At 57.7% G+C, this 18,066-nt stretch carries 15 protein-coding genes and 1 riboswitch; all 15 genes read left to right on the forward strand.

Annotated elements, in window-relative coordinates; all coding sequences use genetic code 11:
- The first annotated feature begins 104 nt into the window (after positions 1-104).
- A riboswitch (purine riboswitch) is annotated at positions 105-206 on the forward strand.
- Positions 207-400: 194 nt separating this feature from the next.
- The 15 genes from purE to ilvA all read left to right on the forward strand — a co-directional run bounded on the left by purE (position 401) and on the right by ilvA (position 17,495).
- The gene (gene purE, locus FRY98_RS22150) at positions 401-886 is read left to right on the forward strand and encodes a 5-(carboxyamino)imidazole ribonucleotide mutase (RefSeq protein WP_148456247.1); all 486 of its coding nucleotides are present in this window, start codon (positions 401-403) and stop codon (positions 884-886) included.
- A gap of 188 nt (positions 887-1,074) precedes the next feature.
- Positions 1,075-2,196 carry a 5-(carboxyamino)imidazole ribonucleotide synthase gene (gene purK / locus FRY98_RS22155; RefSeq protein WP_373317745.1) on the forward strand — a complete coding sequence of 374 codons (1,122 nt, stop codon included), beginning with the start codon at positions 1,075-1,077 and terminating at the stop codon, positions 2,194-2,196.
- On the forward strand, positions 2,193-3,491 hold the full coding sequence (purB, locus tag FRY98_RS22160; RefSeq protein WP_148456253.1) for an adenylosuccinate lyase: 1,299 nt from the start codon (positions 2,193-2,195) through the stop codon (positions 3,489-3,491). The genes purK and purB overlap by 4 nt, the downstream gene beginning before the upstream one ends.
- Positions 3,492-4,329: 838 nt before the next feature.
- A complete protein-coding gene (locus FRY98_RS22165; RefSeq protein WP_148456256.1) occupies positions 4,330-5,229 on the forward strand; it encodes a phosphoribosylaminoimidazolesuccinocarboxamide synthase in 900 nt (299 codons plus the stop codon).
- Positions 5,230-5,289: 60 nt separating this feature from the next.
- On the forward strand, positions 5,290-5,535 hold the full coding sequence (gene purS / locus FRY98_RS22170) for a phosphoribosylformylglycinamidine synthase subunit PurS (RefSeq protein ID WP_148456259.1): 246 nt from the start codon (positions 5,290-5,292) through the stop codon (positions 5,533-5,535).
- Positions 5,536-5,537: 2 nt separating this feature from the next.
- Entirely contained in the window at positions 5,538-6,227 is a 690-nt protein-coding gene (purQ, locus tag FRY98_RS22175; protein WP_148456262.1) for a phosphoribosylformylglycinamidine synthase subunit PurQ, read from the forward strand.
- Positions 6,205-8,448 (forward strand): phosphoribosylformylglycinamidine synthase subunit PurL, encoded by a 2,244-nt coding sequence (gene purL, locus FRY98_RS22180; protein WP_148456264.1) that lies wholly within the window; start codon positions 6,205-6,207, stop codon positions 8,446-8,448. The genes purQ and purL overlap by 23 nt, the downstream gene beginning before the upstream one ends.
- Positions 8,433-9,923, forward strand: a complete 1,491-nt coding sequence (gene purF, locus FRY98_RS22185) for an amidophosphoribosyltransferase (protein ID WP_148456267.1) — start codon at positions 8,433-8,435, stop codon at positions 9,921-9,923. The genes purL and purF overlap by 16 nt, the downstream gene beginning before the upstream one ends.
- Positions 9,924-10,336: 413 nt before the next feature.
- A complete protein-coding gene (gene purM, locus FRY98_RS22190) occupies positions 10,337-11,380 on the forward strand; it encodes a phosphoribosylformylglycinamidine cyclo-ligase (RefSeq protein WP_148456270.1) in 1,044 nt (347 codons plus the stop codon).
- Complete coding sequence (gene purN, locus FRY98_RS22195) at positions 11,380-12,000, forward strand: phosphoribosylglycinamide formyltransferase (RefSeq protein ID WP_148456273.1); 621 nt, start codon at positions 11,380-11,382, stop codon at positions 11,998-12,000. Before purM ends, purN begins: the two co-directional genes overlap by 1 nt.
- Before the next feature lie 175 nt (positions 12,001-12,175).
- The gene (gene purH / locus FRY98_RS22200) at positions 12,176-13,723 is read left to right on the forward strand and encodes a bifunctional phosphoribosylaminoimidazolecarboxamide formyltransferase/IMP cyclohydrolase (RefSeq protein WP_148456277.1); all 1,548 of its coding nucleotides are present in this window, start codon (positions 12,176-12,178) and stop codon (positions 13,721-13,723) included.
- Between the two features lie 88 nt (positions 13,724-13,811).
- A complete protein-coding gene (gene purD / locus FRY98_RS22205; protein ID WP_148456280.1) occupies positions 13,812-15,086 on the forward strand; it encodes a phosphoribosylamine--glycine ligase in 1,275 nt (424 codons plus the stop codon).
- Positions 15,087-15,569: 483 nt separating this feature from the next.
- The gene (locus FRY98_RS28525) at positions 15,570-15,782 is read left to right on the forward strand and encodes a hypothetical protein (protein ID WP_170287158.1); all 213 of its coding nucleotides are present in this window, start codon (positions 15,570-15,572) and stop codon (positions 15,780-15,782) included.
- A gap of 42 nt (positions 15,783-15,824) precedes the next feature.
- Positions 15,825-16,052 carry a hypothetical protein gene (locus FRY98_RS22210; protein WP_225038811.1) on the forward strand — a complete coding sequence of 76 codons (228 nt, stop codon included), beginning with the start codon at positions 15,825-15,827 and terminating at the stop codon, positions 16,050-16,052.
- A 180-nt stretch (positions 16,053-16,232) separates the two neighbouring features.
- Entirely contained in the window at positions 16,233-17,495 is a 1,263-nt protein-coding gene (gene ilvA, locus FRY98_RS22215) for a threonine ammonia-lyase IlvA (RefSeq protein ID WP_148456283.1), read from the forward strand.
- Positions 17,496-18,066 lie beyond the last annotated feature (571 nt).

Raw genomic sequence — 18,066 nt, forward strand, 5'->3', positions numbered from 1 at the left:
TTCAAAAACGAACATTCCAAAAACTACACATATGAATGTTCGGGTTTAAGTTGACATTCGGCGTAGGGGATTGGTAAACTTAAAGCAGCTTCTTTTCTTAAATATTAAAATAAATATATCAATCTCGTATAAAGCCGGGAATAAGGTCCGGCAGTTTCTACCCGGGAACCGTAAATTTCCGGACTACGAGGAATTCAGCGTCAGCCGTGATCCCCGGCTTCATTTTACCGAGAAGCTAGGGGGAAACCGGACATTTGTCGTCTTTTCGTCCGGGTTTTTCCGCGGATCAAGGGCTGCGCCAACATTCCCGTCATGGTCCGATCTTCCCGGTGGAGAACCTTTTCTCGCTTGAAGGTCGGGCTTTTTTTAACTCTAAAATAAACGGAAAGTAGGTTGAACAATGTCGGTACAGGTAGCTGTCATCATGGGAAGTACCTCGGATTGGGAGACGATGCGGCATGCGTGCGAGGTGCTGGACGAGCTGGAGATCGGATATGAGAAAAAGGTCGTATCGGCGCATCGGACGCCGGATTTGATGTTCCGGTTTGCCGAGGAGGCGGCGGGGCGCGGCATTCGCGTCATCATCGCCGGCGCCGGCGGAGCGGCGCATCTGCCGGGGATGGTCGCGGCCAAGACCGCGCTGCCCGTGATCGGCGTACCGGTACAGACGAAGACGCTGAACGGGCTGGATTCGCTGCTGTCCATCGTGCAGATGCCGGGAGGCATCCCCGTCGCGACGGTAGCGATCGGCCGGGCCGGGGCGGTCAACGCGGGGCTCCTCGCGGCGCAGATCCTCGGCGCGTTCGACCCGGCGGTCCAGCAGCGGGTGCAGGCCCGCCGCGACCGAATCACAAGCGAAGTGCTGGAAAGCAGTGATTCGCTATGATCCGCCGGGAGTTACTGGGTTCACTGGAGTCCTCCGGTACAAAGACGGGGGACGGCAAGGCGGGGAGCACGGCGAAGGCCCGCGAGGCTGAAGCGGCTTCCGGCAAGGCGGTATCCGCGGAGCGGCGGGAGCGTCAGGTGCGGCCGGGCGCGACGATCGGCGTACTGGGCGGAGGCCAACTCGGCCGCATGATGGCGCTCGCCGGCAGCAATCTGGGCTACCGCTTCATCGCGCTCGATCCGACGCCTGAATCGCCGTGCGGCCAGGTCGCGGAGCAGATCGTCGCCGGCTACGGGGACAAGGAGGCCGCGCGCGAGCTGGCGAAGCGCGCCGATGTCATCACGTACGAATTCGAGAACGTGGACGCCGAGGTGGCGGCGCTGCTCGAGCAGCAGTCGTACGTGCCGCAGGGCAGCCGGCTGCTGTATACTACGCAGCATCGCCTGCGCGAGAAGCGCGCGGTGGAGGCCGCCGGTGCCAGGGTGGCGCCTTATGCGGAGATCGGCAGCGAAGAGGAGCTGCGGGAGGCCGTCCGGCGCCTGGGCTTGCCGGCGGTCTTGAAGACGGCCACCGGCGGTTACGACGGTAAAGGCCAATGGGTCATCCGGTCCGACGAGGAGATCGGTCCGGCATATGCCGAGCTGAGCCGCGCGGGCACGGAACTTGTCCTGGAGCAGTTCATCCCGTTCGTCAAGGAACTGTCGGTCATCGCTGCCCGCAGCCCGCACGGGGAAATCAGCACGTTTCCCGTGGCGGAGAACATTCATGTGGACAATATTTTGCACCTGTCCATCGTCCCGGCCCGCGTCCAGGAAACGGTGCTGCGGGAGGCCGAGCGCCTGGCCGCCCGGATTGCCGAATCGATGGAAGCCGTCGGCTTGCTGGCGGTCGAAATGTTTTTGACGGAGAACGGGGAACTGTTCGTCAACGAACTCGCCCCGCGTCCTCATAATTCGGGGCATTATACGATGGAGGCCTGCGCCACCTCGCAATTCGAGCAGCACGTTCGGGCCGTATGCAATCTGCCGCTCGGGGATCCGGCCCTTCGGACCCCGGTCGTTATGGTCAACGTCCTGGGCGAGCATCTGGACGCCGTCAAAGAAGCGGTGGTTACCGGACGCTGGGGCGCGGAAGCGGAAGGCGGTGCAGATCCGGCTGGATTTCGGGTCATCCCGAAAGTACACTTATATGGAAAGAACGGCTCGGCTCCCAAACGCAAAATGGGGCATGTGAATCTGCTTTGCGGGGATGTCCAGGACGGACTTGATTTTATACAGCAAACCAATATTTGGAGGAATCAAAACTCATGATCGAACGTTACAGCAGACCGGAAATGCGGGCCATCTGGACCGAGGAGAACAAGTTCAAAGCTTGGCTGGAGGTTGAAATTTGCGCGTGCGAAGCCTGGGCGGAACTCGGAGTTATTCCGAAAGAAGATGTCGCGTTGCTGCGGAAAAACGCCTCCTTCGACATCGACCGGATCTACGAGATCGAGCAGGAAACGCGCCATGACGTAATCGCTTTTACCCGGGCCGTCTCGGAAAGCCTGGGGCCGGAACGCAAATGGGTTCACTACGGGCTGACCTCGACCGATGTCGTCGACACGGCGCTGGGCTACCTGCTGAAGCAGGCGAATGAGATTTTGGAAAAAGACATCGTCAACTTTATCGAGATTCTCCGCGAAAAAGCGCTGGCTTACAAAGACACGCCGATGATGGGCCGGACGCATGGCGTACATGCGGAGCCGACCACCTTCGGTCTGAAGATGGCGCTCTGGCATGAGGAAATGAAGCGGAATCTGGAGCGGTTCCGCCGGGCGGCGGACAATGTCCAGTTCGGCAAAATCTCGGGCGCGGTCGGCACCTACGCCAATATCGACCCGTTTGTCGAGGAGTTCGTTTGCCGCAAGCTCGGCACGAGCCCGGCGCCGATCTCGACCCAAACTCTGCAGCGCGACCGCCACGCCGAGTACATGGCCACGCTGGCCCTGATCGCCACCTCGCTCGACAAGTTCGCGACGGAGATCCGCGCCCTGCAAAAGAGCGAATTCCGCGAGGTGGAGGAAGCTTTCGCGAAGGGTCAAAAGGGCTCGTCCGCGATGCCGCACAAACGCAACCCGATCGGCTGCGAGAACATTTCCGGCCTGTCGCGCGTCATTCGCGGCCATATGATCTCAGCCTACGAGAACGTCACCCTCTGGCATGAGCGCGATATCTCGCATTCGTCCGTAGAGCGTGTGATCCTGCCGGATGCGACCATGCTGCTGAATTATATGCTGAACCGCTTCGGCAATATCGTAAAAAACCTGACGGTGTTCCCGGAAAACATGAAGCGCAATATGGGCCGCACGTTCGGCGTTCCGTTCTCCGGCCGCGTCATGACGAAGCTGATCGACAAAGGCTTCAGCCGCGAGCAGGCGTACGATACCGTTCAACCGCGCGCCATGCAGGCTTGGGAAACACAGCGCCAGTTCCGCGAAATCATCGAGGAGACACCGGAAATCACTTCAGTGCTAAGCCGCGAGGACATCGACGACGCGTTCAATCCGTCCTGGCATCTGAAGCACGTGGACACGATCTTCCGCAAGCTGGGCTTAATCGATTAATTAGACAAAGTAGACAGTACAGCCAATGCAGACATTGCAGACATTGCAGACATTGCAGACAATGCATCCGTCCTCACCAGGTGGACTTTTGGGGCTGAAATGTCTTTGCAAATGAGGACAAACAGAACACTTGTCCTGCCGGGAAACAGGGCGACTTACCGAACTAGATATAGCCCAGAGCAAGTATTCCGAATAGAAGATGTAGTTTTTGGGACGAGACGCCGAGGGGATATGAGCAAAAGTTGGTTGTCCACTATTTGAAAGACAAATTGGCAGAATGTCTACCCTATAAGGACAGTAGAAGGACAGTGTTGGGGGAAGCCACTTAGGAGCACTTAAGCAGGTAAGAGTACGCAAGCAGCAGGAGTAAGCAAGCAGGCAGGGGTACGCAAGCAGCAGAGTACGCAAGCAGGCAGGGGTACGTAAGCAGCAGAGTACGCAGGCAGGGGTACGTAAGCAGCAGAGTACGCAAGCACCAGGAGCGAGCAGTAGAAGCACGGTTGGATAGTAGCAAATACAAAAGGCGCAAATTAAGAAATGCGATGCCGGGGATTCCGAGGTAACTGGCGGTGTCCTTGTGAGGTGGATTTTTCGGGCTAAAGTGTCTTTTCAAAGGTGGACACGCAAACCGCTTGTTGGATTGAGCAGCGAGTGGATCTCTTAACCAGATATCGATGGTGGTTTGGGATTGGAGTACCATATATGGATTTTGAACGGTGGGACGAACTATAGTCGGTTTGTCCACATTTGGAAAGACAAATTATCTGAAATGTCCACCAGGTGGGGACATGGAATGAAGAGTGTAAAGTAAAGCAGTTGAGGAGAGGGAGGCCGCAGGATGTCGACACCGGCAATTTCCACGGCGGCGGGGCTGGTAAACGCTCCGCTGCTCTATAAAGGCAAGGTCCGGGAGCTTTATGACCTGGGGGAGCATTACCTGATCGTCGTGACGGATCGGATTTCCGCATTCGACTATGTTTTGGAGCCGGCGGTGCCGGACAAGGGGAATGTCCTGAACCGGCTGAGCGCTTTCTGGTTCGAACGGACGAAGGAGTTGATTCCGAACCATGTGATCCACACCGATGTGGACCGGCTTGGCGAGGTCGTCCCCGAGGCGCATCGGGAAGCGCTGCGCAACCGGATTATGGTGACGCGCAAGGCTCAGCGGATCGATATCGAATGCGTGGTCCGGGGTTATGTCACCGGCGGCGGCTGGAGGCAGTACGAAAGCGGGGGCGCGATCAACGGCATTCAGCTGCCGGCGGGGCTGCGCAAGAACGCCAAGCTGGAGCAGCCGATTTTTACGCCGGCGGCCAAGAATGATGTCGGCCATGACGAGGACATCTCGTTTGAGACGATGGCCGGTATGGTCGGTGCCGATTTGGCGGAGCAGCTTCGCAGCCGGACGCTGGAGCTTTACGGGTTTGCCCGCGATTATTGCGAGGAACGCGGCATTATTTTGGCGGACTGCAAACTGGAATTCGGCCTGGTGGACGGCAAACTGATCGTCATTGACGAGATGTTCACGCCCGACGCCTCCCGCTTCTGGGCGAAGGAAAACTACGCGCTCGACATCGAAATCGACAGCATGGATAAAGAACCGGTACGGACCTATCTGGCCGGCTCCGACTGGGACAAGAACAGCCAGCCCGAGCCGCTCCCGCAGCAGGTCGTGGAGGAAACGACCCGGAGGTACCGCGATATTTTTCACCGGTTGACCGGACAGGAGCTGCAATAATCTTTTTTATACAAATTCGCGGCGTGCCGCATAATCCATGACTAGGAGGAACACAGGGATATGATTAAAGCGACAGTCTATGTCACCATCAAGGAAAGCGTACTTGATCCGCAGGGGGTTGCCGTGCAAGGGGCGCTGCATTCGATGGGCTTCAGGGAAGTTAGCAGCGTACGGATCGGGAAGTATATGGAGCTGGAGCTCGACACCGATGACCGCTTCGAGGCGGAAGCCCGGGTCAAGGCGATGTGCGAGAAGCTTTTGGCCAATACGGTGGTAGAAGATTACCGCTTTGAACTGGAGGGCTAATCATGAAATTCGCGGTACTCGTATTTCCCGGTTCCAACTGTGATATCGACTGCTACAAGGCGGTGGAGGATACGATCGGCGAGCAGGTGGATTATGTATGGCACACGGCCACGGATTTGTCCGCCTATGATTGCATCCTGGTTCCCGGCGGTTTTTCATACGGTGACTACCTGCGCTGCGGCGCAATCGCCCGGTTCGCTCCGGTAATGGCCGAGGTGGCCAAGGCCGCCGAACAAGGTAAATACATTCTCGGCATTTGCAACGGGTTCCAAATCTTGACGGAGGCGGGACTGCTGCCCGGAACGCTGCAGCGCAACACGTCGCTTAAATTCCGCTGCCATGACACGGTGCTTCGCGTGGAGAACAACGCCAATCCGTTCACGGCGCAGTACGCTGCCGGGGAAGAAATCACGATCCCGATTGCGCACGGCGAAGGCAATTACTATTGCGATGAGGCCACGTTGGCGGAGTTGAAGAAGAATAACCAGATTATTTTCCGTTATGTGAACAATCCGAACGGTTCGGTGGACGATATCGCCGGCGTTTCCAACGAACGCGGCAACGTGGTGGGCATGATGCCCCATCCGGAGCGCGCCGTGGACCGTCTGCTCAGCTCCGAAGACGGAAAGAAAATGTTCACTTCAATATTAAAGGCATGGAGGGATCGGCATGAGTCAGCAAGTGTCCGCTAAGGAACCGACCGCGGAACAAATCGCGGAGCAGCAAATTTACAAACAGATGGGCGTTTCGGACAGCGAATATGAGCTGATCTGCGGATTCCTTGGCCGCAAGCCCAACTATACGGAAATCGGCGTGTTTAGCGTGATGTGGTCCGAACACTGCGCATACAAAAACTCCAAGCCGCTGCTGCGCCGCTTTCCGACCAGCGGTCCCCGCGTGTTGATGGGACCCGGCGAAGGCGCCGGCATCGTTGATATCGGCGACAATCAGGCGGTCGTGTTCAAGATCGAGAGCCATAACCACCCTTCGGCGGTCGAGCCTTATCAAGGCGCGGCGACGGGCGTGGGCGGGATTATCCGCGATATTTTTTCCATGGGGGCAAGACCTGTGGCCCTGCTGAATTCGCTTCGTTTCGGCAAGCTGGAAAGCGAGCGCGTAAAGTACTTGTTCGAGCACGTCGTGTCCGGCATCGCCGGCTACGGCAACTGTATCGGGATTCCGACGGTCGGCGGCGAGGTTGTGTTCGACGAGAGCTATGACGGGAATCCTTTGGTTAACGCGATGTGCGTCGGTCTGATCGATCACGACAAAATCCAGCGCGGCGTAGCCAAAGGCGTCGGCAACCCGGTGTTCTACGTAGGGCCGCCAACCGGCCGCGACGGGATTCACGGCGCGACGTTCGCTTCCGAAGAACTGACGGAGGAGTCGGAAGCGAAGCGGACGGCGGTTCAGGTCGGCGATCCGTTCATGGAGAAGCTGGTCATGGAGGCGTGCCTGGAATTGATCGACACGGGCATCGTCCTTGGAATCCAGGACATGGGCGCCGCGGGGCTGACCTGCTCCAGCGCGGAGATGGCGAGCAAGGCCGGCAACGGGCTGGAGCTGTATCTGGACCAGGTGCCGCAGCGGGAGTCCGGAATGACGGCTTATGAAATGATGCTGTCGGAATCCCAGGAACGCATGCTGTTCGTCGTCGAGCCGAAGGATGAGGCGCAGGCGATGGAAATCTTCGAGCGCTGGGGCGTCATTTGTGCGAAGGTCGGCAAAGTGACGGACGACGGGCGTTTGAAGCTGTTCCATCACGGCGAACTGGTCGGCGACATGCCGGTCAAGGCGCTGGTGGACGAGTGCCCGATTTACGACAAGCCATCGACAGTACCAGCCTATTATGAGCAAAACGCAGCGGTAGACACGCTCCGGTATGAGGAAGTCACGGATTTGGGAGCGACGCTGGAGCAGGTGCTGGCATCGCCATCGGTTGCAAGCAAAGCCTGGGTTTACGACCAGTACGACTACATGGTCCGCACCAGCACGGCGGTTCGTCCGGGTTCGGACGCGGCGGTCGTAACGATTCGCGGCACCCGCAAGGGGCTGGCGATGACGACGGACTGCAACGGTCGCTTCGTGTATCTGGACCCCGAGGTCGGCGGCCGGATCGCGGTCAGCGAAGCGGCGCGGAACATCGTCTGCTCGGGCGCGGAGCCGCTGGCGATTACGGACAACCTGAACTTCGGCAGCCCGGAGAAACCGGAAATTTTCTGGCAGATGGAAAAAGCGGTCGACGGCATGGCCGAAGCGTGCCGCGTGCTGGATGCTCCGGTCATCGGCGGGAACGTCAGCTTGTACAACGAGAACGCCAAAGGCGCGATCTATCCGACGCCGGTCGTTGGTATGGTCGGTCTCGTGCACGACACGGACCACATTACGACGCAAAGCTTCAAAGCGGAGGGCGATGTGATCTTCCTGCTCGGCGAAACGAAGGCGGAGCTTGGCGGCAGCGAGTTCCAGGCCGTGGTGCACGGCCTGACGGAAGGACGTCCGCCGCAGCTGGATCTCGCTGTGGAGAAGAAGCTGCTGGATGCGGTGCTCGGCGCGATTCAAAGCGGTCTGGTCCGCTCCGCGCATGACTTGTCGGAAGGCGGCCTGGCTGTTGCGCTGGCGGAATCCTGCATCAGCGGCGGACTGGGCGCTCAGGTTGATTTTGATACTACGCTGCGTTCCGATGTGGCCTTGTTCAGTGAAACCCAGTCGCGGATTCTGCTTTCGGCTTCTCCCGATCAGGCGGACCAACTGCAAGAGTTCATCGCTTCGCGCGGTGTTCCTGTGCAGCGGATCGGCCAGGTCGGAGGCCGGGATTTGGTCATCCGCGTCGGCGGGGCTTCCGCTTTGAACAGACCGGTGGAGGGACTCAAGCGGGTCTGGGAGGACACCATTCCATGTCTGATGAAATAAGACAGCAAGAGCAAGGGCGCGGTCTTTGGACAGGCGATTATTATAACGAGGGAACGACGCGCAGCGATATTTTCGACAAGCTTAAGGAAGAATGCGGCGTTTTCGGGGTTTACGGCCATCCGGAAGCCGCCTCCCTTTCCTATTACGGTCTGCATGCGCTGCAGCACCGGGGAGAAGAGAGCGCGGGGATTTGCGTGACGGACGGTGAAGCCTTCAACTACCACCGCGGCATGGGGCTGGTCAAAGAGGTGTTCGACCGCGACAAGCTGGAATCCCTGCGGGGCGATCGCTCGATCGGCCATGTGCGGTATTCGACGAGCGGAGACAGCCGGATCACGAACGCGCAGCCTTTGATTTTTAAGTACCGCGACGGAGACCTGGCGGTAGCGACGAACGGCAACATCGTGAACGCGCCGAAGATTCGCCGCGAGCTGGAGATGAGCGGCTCGATTTTTCAAACGACGAGCGACACCGAGGTGATCGCGCATCTGATCGCGCGGTCGCCGAAGGATTTCGTCGAAGCGGCGAAGGATGCGCTACGCCGGTTGGTTGGCGGGTTCGCGTTCCTGCTGCTGACGAACGACAAGCTGCTCGTCGCCAGCGACCCGAACGGCCTGCGGCCCATCACGATGGGCCGCCTGGGCGACGCGTACCTGTTCTCTTCCGAGACCTGCGCGTTCGAGGTGGTCGGTGCGGAGACGATCCGCGACATCCAGCCGGGCGAGCTGCTCGTGTTGGACGAGAACGGGCTGCGGGAGGAGCGGTACGCCGCTCCCGAACGGAAGGCGCTGTGCGCGATGGAGTACATTTACTTCGCTCGTCCCGACAGCGATTTGAACGGCTCCAATCTGCACGCCTCGCGCAAGCGGATGGGCCAGGTGATGGCGCAGGAGTCGTTCGTCGACGCGGACGTCGTGACCGGCGTGCCCGACTCCAGCATCTCCGCCGCCATCGGCTACGCGGAGCAGACCGGCATTCCTTATGAGCTCGGTCTGATCAAAAACAAATACACCGGCCGGACGTTCATCCAGCCGAGCCAGGAGCTTCGCGAGCAGGGCGTGAAGATGAAGCTGAGCGCCGTACGCCGCGTGGTGGAAGGCAAGCGTGTCGTCATGATCGACGACTCGATCGTCCGCGGCACCACGTCCCGGCGCATCGTCAATCTGCTGCGCGAAGCGGGCGCGACCGAGGTGCATGTCCGCATCACCTCGCCGCCGTTCAAAAACCCGTGCTTCTACGGCATCGACACGCCGGATCGCGGAGAACTGATCGCCTCGTACAAATCCGTCGAGGAGATCCGCCAAGAGATCCATGCGGACTCACTGGAATTTTTGAGTCCGGAAGGGCTGATCCGCGCCGTGGGCGGCGACAACCGGGACGACTACAAGGGCGGCCTGTGCATGGCCTGCTTCGACAACGATTATCCGACGCGGACCGATTTTGACGGTGAGGAGAAGTTCGGCTGCACGTGCTGAAACGGGACGGCGGGTTCACCTCATAGGTATTTCATGAGGTGAATCTTTGGAAGAGATTAATCCCTTAGTGTGGGATTAACAGGATTTTCTCCCGTTAATTTTGCCGAGAGAGGCGAGCTTTTGGGAAATAGCTGGAATTTCTCCAGTTAAATTGGCGGTTTTCGCCTAGTTGGTGCGATTTTTGCGAAATTAGCTGGAGGTTTTCCAGCTATTTCTCCGTTTGGACTGATTCAGGCGAAATTAACGGGATTTATTCCTGTTAAATTGGCGAGTACTAAGCTGATTCATGCGGCACTAATTTGTGCGGTTTTAGTTCATATGGTGCTGATTCATGTGACACTAATTCATGCGGTGCCGATTGGCGTCGCACCAAGTTTTTTCAACTCAATAACTTTTAAGGAGAGTGTCCTTACGTGTCTGAAGCTTACAAAAACGCCGGGGTGGACATCGCGGCCGGGAATGAAGCGGTAGAGCGGATGAAGAAGCACGTCAAACGGACGTTTCGTCCGGAAGTCATGACGGATTTGGGCGGCTTCGGCGCTTTGTTCGGTTTGAACAAAGACAAATATGAGGAGCCGGTGCTCGTTTCGGGGACCGATGGCGTCGGTACCAAGCTGAAAATCGCCTTCGCGATGGACAAGCACGATACGATCGGCATCGACGCGGTGGCGATGTGCGTGAACGACATCGTCGTGCAGGGCGCGGAGCCGTTGTTTTTCCTCGATTATTTGGCCTGCGACAAAGTCGTGCCGGAAAAAATCGAGGCCATCGTCTCCGGCATCGCCGAAGGCTGCCACGAGTCGGGCTGCGCGCTGATCGGCGGCGAAACGGCGGAAATGCCGGGCATGTACGCCGAGGGCGAGTACGACATCGCCGGCTTCACCGTCGGCGTCGTCGATAAGCGCAAAATCGTAAACGGCAGCACGATCGCCGCAGGGGATACGGTGATCGGCCTCGCATCGAGCGGCGTGCACAGCAACGGCTTCTCGCTGGTGCGCAAGCTGCTGCTGGAGCAAGCCGGCTACGCGCTGCAGGACCGTTTGCCCGAGCTGGGCGACGCCGTGCTGGGCGAAGTGCTGCTGACGCCGACCAAGTTGTATGTGAAGCCGGTACTGTCCCTGCTGGAGCAGGTGCAGGTGAAGGGCATGGCTCACATTACCGGCGGCGGCTTCATCGAGAACATCCCGCGCGTTCTGCCGGAAGGCGTGAACGTCGAGATCGACTACGGTTCCTGGCCGGTTCTGCCGATTTTCTCGCTGCTGCAGGAGAAAGGCGGCGTCAGCAACCGCGACATGTTCACGACCTTCAACATGGGCGTCGGCCTTGTGATCGTCGTGGCGGAACAGGACGCCGCGGCCGCGCTGGAAGCTCTCCGTGCGGCGGGAGAAACGCCGTACGTGATCGGACGCGTGACGGAGGGCGAGCGGATCGTGACTTTTAAAGGGGCGGACGTCTAATGCCGTCCCCTTACCGGATCGCCGTATTCGCCTCCGGGCAGGGCAGCAACTTCCAGGCGCTGCTGGATGCTTCCCGCGCCGGCGGGCTTGGCGGGGCCGAAATCGTGCTGCTCGTCAGCGACAAACCGCAGGCGCCTGTTGTCGAACGCGCGCGGACCGCGGGCGTGGACGCGTTTGTGTTCCAGCCCAAGGCCTATGCGCGGCGGGAGGACTACGAAGCCGAAATTGCCGCGGAACTGGAAGAACGGCAGGTGGACCTGGTCGTTCTGGCAGGGTATATGCGGCTGCTGACCGCGGTGCTGGTCGATCGCTACGCCGGACGGATGATCAACATCCATCCCTCGCTTTTGCCGGCTTTTCCGGGAAAAGACGCGATCGGCCAGGCCCGGGAGTACGGGGTAAAAGTAACCGGCGTTACCGTTCATCTGGTCGATGGAGGCATGGACACCGGAGCGGTTGTTGCTCAAACCGCGGTGCCCTTGCTTCCCGGCGACAGGATCGAGTCGCTGGAAGAGCGGATTCACCAAGCGGAAAAAGAGCTTTATCCGCAAGTCGTTACGTGGTTTGCCGAAGGCCGAATCGCGGTGGAAGGCCGAAAAGTGACGGTTAAGTCGGTATAGGTATAACGGGCGGATTCGTGCTCGTCTCTACCCGCTTGCGATATAGCGAACTATGGGAGCCATTTTGCCTTTGCTGCGAAAGAAGTCTTTTTCAGCCGGAGTCGTGTTGTTCGTTTCGATATTTCCCGAGAAATATCGGGTCAATCATTCGCCATCATAAAGGAGGAGCCAAATCGTGGGTATCAAAAGAGCGCTGGTTAGCGTTTCGGACAAAACAGGCATCGTGGAGTTTTGCCGCGAGCTGTCAAAGCTGGGTGTGGAGATTATTTCGACAGGCGGGACCAAGAGTCTCTTGTCGAAGGAGGGGGTTCCGGTCATCGGGATTTCCGAGGTGACGGGCTTTCCGGAAATTTTGGACGGGCGCGTCAAAACCTTGCACCCCGCGGTGCACAGCGGATTGTTGGCCGTTAGGGACAGCGCGGAACATCAGGCGCAAATGAAAGAACTCGGTCTGGATTATATCGACCTGGTTGTCGTGAACCTGTATCCGTTCCAAGAGACGATCGACAAACCGGATGTCACCTACGAAGACGCCATTGAAAATATCGACATCGGCGGACCGACCATGCTTCGTTCGGCGGCCAAAAACCACGCTTTTGTCAGTGTGGTCGTGGACGCGGCCGATTACGCCAGCGTGCTGGAGGAGGTACGGACGGGCGGCGATACGACGCTGGAAACGCGCAAACGGCTCGCGGCCAAAGTCTTCCGCCATACGGCGGCTTACGACGCGCTGATCTCCGATTATTTGTCGAATGTAACCGGGGACCCGCTGCCTGAACGCTACACGGTAACCTATGAAAAGATCCAGGATCTCCGCTATGGCGAAAATCCGCATCAAAAAGCGGCGTTCTACCGCAAACCGCTGGCTGCGGCGGATACGCTGACGACGGCGGAACAGCTGCACGGCAAGGAGCTGTCCTATAATAACATCAACGATGCGAACGCCGCGCTGCAGATCGTGAAGGAATTCGAAGAGCCGGCCGTTGTCGCCGTTAAGCACATGAATCCTTGCGGCGTGGGCGTCGGCGAAAGTATCTATGAAGCTTACCGGAAAGCGTATGAAGCCGACCCGGTCTCGATTTTTGGCGGCATCGTCGCGGCGAACCGGATCGTCGATGAAGCGACGGCCCTGCTTTTGAAAGAGATTTTTCTGGAGATTATCCTGGCGCCGGGCTTCACGTCCGAAGCGCTTGAGGTACTGACCCAGAAGAAAAATATCCGCCTGCTGAAGCTGGGCAATTTGGCGGCCGGCGGCAGCCGGAGCAGCCAGTTTGTCGTCACCTCGATCGACGGCGGCATGGTCGTTCAGGAAAGCGATGTTCACTCCCTGAAAGAGAGCGATCTGCAGGTAGTTACCGACCGCAAGCCGACCGAGGAAGAGCTGAAGCAACTGCTGTTCGGCTGGAAGGTCGTTAAGCATGTGAAGTCCAACGCGATTGTGCTGGCGAAGGATGATATGACCGTCGGCGTGGGCGCCGGCCAAATGAACCGCGTCGGTTCCGCGAAAATCGCGATCGACCAGGCCGGCGACAAAGCCAAGGGCAGCGTGCTCGCTTCGGACGCGTTCTTCCCGATGGGCGATACGCTCGAACTGGCGGCGAAAGCCGGCATCACGGCGGTCATTCAGCCCGGCGGCTCGGTCCGCGACGAGGAATCCATCAAAGTGGCCAACGAACATGGCATCGCGATGGTATTCACCGGCGTAAGACACTTTAAACACTAATACTTTGGCTAAGGCCTGGACGGCAGGACCGCTGCGGCGGCCCTGCCGATTTTTTTATCGGAGACTTCGTTACCCGGGAGGTAGGAAAATGGATATTTTGGTGATTGGCGGCGGCGGACGCGAGCATGCGATCTGCTGGGCGTTGGCGAAGAGCCCGAAAGCGAGGACGATTTATTGCGCGCCGGGAAATGCGGGGATCGGACAAATTGCGGAAATCGTACCGATTCAAGTCCATGAATTTGCGCGATTGACGTCGTTCGCACGCGAGAACAAGATCGATCTGGTGGTCGTCGGACCGGATGATCCGTTGGTGGACGGGATTGTCGACGCTTTTGAAGCGGAAGGCATTCCGGTGTTCGGACCGAGAAAAAATGCGGCTTTGATCGAAGGCAGCAAAACGTTCATGAAGGATCTGTTGAAAAAATACGGCATTCCGACGGCGGCCTACGAAAAGTTTGACGATTACGGGCAGGCGCTGGCCTACTTGCGGAGTCGGCCGGTGCCGATCGTGATCAAGGCGGACGGACTCGCGGCGGGTAAAGGCGTAACCGTGGCCTTCACCCAGGAGGAGGCTGAGCAGGCTCTCCGGCAAATCATGGTCGACAAAGTTTTCGGCGAGTCCGGCAGCCAGGTCGTGATCGAGGAATTTTTGACCGGCCAGGAGATGTCGATTCTGTCGTTCGTGGACGGAGAAACGGTGCGTCCGATGGCGGCGGCCCAGGACCACAAGCAGGTGTACGACGGCGACAAAGGGCCGAACACAGGCGGGATGGGGACGTACTCCCCGCTGCCGCATATCGCCGATTCGATTATCGAGGAAGCGATCGAGACGATCATTAAGCCGACGGCCAAAGCGATGGTTCAGGAGGGCCGCCCTTTCCGCGGCGTGCTGTTCGCCGGGCTGATGATTACGTTGGACGGCAAGCCGAAGACGATCGAGTTTAACGCCCGTTTCGGCGATCCCGAAACCCAGGTCGTATTGCCGCGCCTGAAAAGCGATCTGCTGGAGATTTTCCTCGCGGCCGTGAACGGCACGCTGGCCGAGGCGGAAATCGAGTGGAGCGACGAGGCGGCGGTTTGCGTCATTCTGGCGTCGGGCGGGTATCCGGCGTCCTATCCGAAAGACCTGCCGATTACAGGGCTGGACGCCGCCGAGTCGGACGCGGCAGGCCTCGTGTTCCACGCCGGCACGGCCAAGAACGAAGCCGGCGAGTGGGTCACGAACGGCGGCCGCGTGCTCGGCGTCGTCGGGCTCGGGCGCGATATCGCCGAAGCTCGGGAGCGGGCGTACGCCTCGGCGGAAAAAATCCGCTTCGAGGGCAAGCACAACCGCACGGATATCGCCGCCAAGGCGTTGGTTTAGAGGGGTTGAAGGAAGACCGCCCGAGGGGGCGGTCTTTTTGTGTTTTGTTAGCGGGGGAATGGGGGCGGGTGCAGGGAACAGAGCGCATAGCGGGCTGGACGTTGGGGTCTTATTAAGCGAATAAGTCGGTCAACCCATGATTTCGGGGTCTCGGCAGGTAGGGGAATAAGGTCTTTTTGAACCGCTCGCGCCTAGCAAAGCTTAGGCATAACTGAAATAAGTTCGGTCCACTCTCCGGTGTATGGGATCGGCGTGCGGATGGCGTGTGGATATAGTTATGTCTGGAAACTAGCTTGCTTGTGCTCCATCTGAACCTTGAGAACATCAAATTCCTGCAAATCTGCAGGAATTTTCGACGAAACCGGTTCGTTTTTCTAAAATCGCTAAAAATACCTGCAGATTTGCATCTTTTTTCGCATCTGCTCGGAGATCGGCCTAGAATTCCTGCAGATTTGCATCTTTTTGGAGTTGGAGTGTTGGAGTGTGGGAGAGGTTGAGGTTGGAAGGGTTAGAGAGGTTAGAGAGGTTAGAGAGGTTAGAGAGGTTAGAGAGGTTGGAGAGGGTAGAGGGGGGAGAGAGGTTAGAAAGGTTTTGACAAGTTGGAGACCTAGAAAACTGGTTGAAAGCGCCGCTTGGCTTCTTGATCGCCATGGGCCCCAGACGATTTGGATCGTCCCGAAAGGCCGTTATGGATAAGAGCCGCCACTTTGGAGATGTTATCAAAGAGGAGGCGATAAGGTGAGCAATAACAACAAGAACAGGAACATGCTGCCGGTCTCGCACGAGAAGGTGGATGTTGAAGGGGTTTACGCCGATGAGACGGGCCGCGAGGAATATTTGCATAAGGGCGACGAGTTTCCCGCCGACCTGGTATTGGGCACGACCGAGTGGAAGTTGACCGAGCTGGCCCAGGTGAAGCATGCCGAAGGGCGCACCAATCCGAGGCTGACTCCGAACAAGGAATAGGAATAAGCTCTGGCGGAACGCCCCTGAATTCGCCGCCGATATTTTGGCGGCGAATTCAGGGGCGTTTTTTGCGCGATTTGCCTGCTGGAAGGGTTATCATAAATCTACCTCTTGAACCGCGGACGGTTCCGGTGTAACGTTAGAAGAATGAGAGATACGTTATGAAGCGAGGAGATAGGGATGAGCCATACGGAACAGCATACGGTAGCGATGGAGGACATCGTGCGGGCGCACCATGTTCTGAAGGAAGTCGTGCGGCGGACGCCGCTGCAGCTCGATTCGACACTGTCGGCCAAGTACGACTGCAAGGTGTACCTGAAGCGGGAGGATCTGCAGGTGGTCCGGTCGTTCAAAATTCGCGGGGCCTACAATATGATCCGCAGTTTGACCCGGGAGGAGCTGGCGAAAGGCATCGTCTGCGCAAGCGCCGGCAACCACGCGCAGGGTGTGGCGTTTTCCTGCAATGCGCTGGGCATTCAGGGGAAGATCTTTATGCCGAGCACTACGCCGAACCAGAAGATTAAGCAGGTGAAGCGTTTCGGGGGTTCCTCCGTGGAGGTGATCCTGACCGGAGACAATTACGATGATGCCTACGAAGAGGCCATGAAGGCGTGCAACGAAGGCGGAATGACGTTTATCCATCCGTTTGACGATCCGAAAATCGTCGCCGGCAACGGGACGGTCGCGATGGAGGTTATGGAGGCGCTGGATGCTCCGGCGGATTATGTCTTTGTGACGATCGGCGGCGGGGGGCTGGTTTCCGGCGTGGGGACGTACATTAAAACGGTAAGCCCGCAAACGAAGTTGATCGGGGTCGAACCTTCCGGGGCGGCTTCGATGTCGGAGTCGATCCGGCAGCAAAAGGTGGTCACGCTGGAGTCGATCGATAAGTTTGTGGACGGAGCGGCGGTTAAACGGGTAGGCGATCTGAATTTCGAGATCAGCCGGGGGTTGCTTGACGATATCGTCAAGGTTCCCGAAGGAAAGGCGTGTACGACGATTCTGGAGCTGTATAACGACAGTGCGATCGTCGTTGAGCCGGCGGGGGCGCTGCCGGTGTCGGCGCTGGACATGTACCGCGAGCAAATTCGCGGCAAGACGGTCGTCTGCATTATCAGCGGCGGCAACAATGACATCGACCGGATGCAGGAGATGAAGGAGCGCTCGCTTATTTACGAAGGGCTCAAGCATTACTTCCTCATCAATTTCCCGCAGCGGGCCGGCGCCCTGCGCGAGTTTCTGGAGCAGGTGCTCGGGCCGAACGACGATATTACCCGGTTTGAGTATACGAAAAAGCACAACAAAGAGAACGGTCCGGCGCTGGTCGGGATCGAACTGAGCGACAAGCAGGATTATCAAGCATTGGTCGAGCGGATGCAGGCGAAGGGAATCGCCTTTACCGAATTGAACCGTGATTTGAATTTGTTTAACTTGCTGATTTAATGCGAATAACGGCAGTCTATATAGATTGAACTAAAGAATTGGCGTTGGATGACGATATGAAGTGATTTTGGAGATACGTCACCGACATCCACAATGGTAGATATATCGGAGTTACATTATTAACGGGAAAATCTCCCGTTAATTCACCGCTCTTGGCGCTTCTTTCGGATTTAGCTGGAAAAACTCCATCTATTTCGCGGCCCTATTGCCGATATACACAATTTCAGGCGAATTAGCGGGAGATTCTCCAGTTAATTCGCCTTTACAGCAACATATGCACCAAATTAACAGGAAGAATTCCTTTTAATTCAATGAGCTGCAGGTGAAGAATGTGAAAAGAACTCACTCCACGCTACCTACAGTCCCATGAGACACCCAATGCGATCAAGTTGCCTGACGGAGCACAAGTAAGCAAATCAATAATTCAAACTATATAGTAAAAAGCGTATGCCCAAGGACGAGAAGTCCTGAGGGTGTACGCTTTTTTTATTTTTCCAAAGCGCCCTTTACAATCTTAATATATTAGTGTACTATTCAACTATAACACTAGTACGACGCAAAACTGACTAAG

It is taken from the genome of Paenibacillus faecis, from assembly GCF_008084145.1.
Classification (GTDB): domain Bacteria; phylum Bacillota; class Bacilli; order Paenibacillales; family Paenibacillaceae; genus Fontibacillus; species Fontibacillus faecis.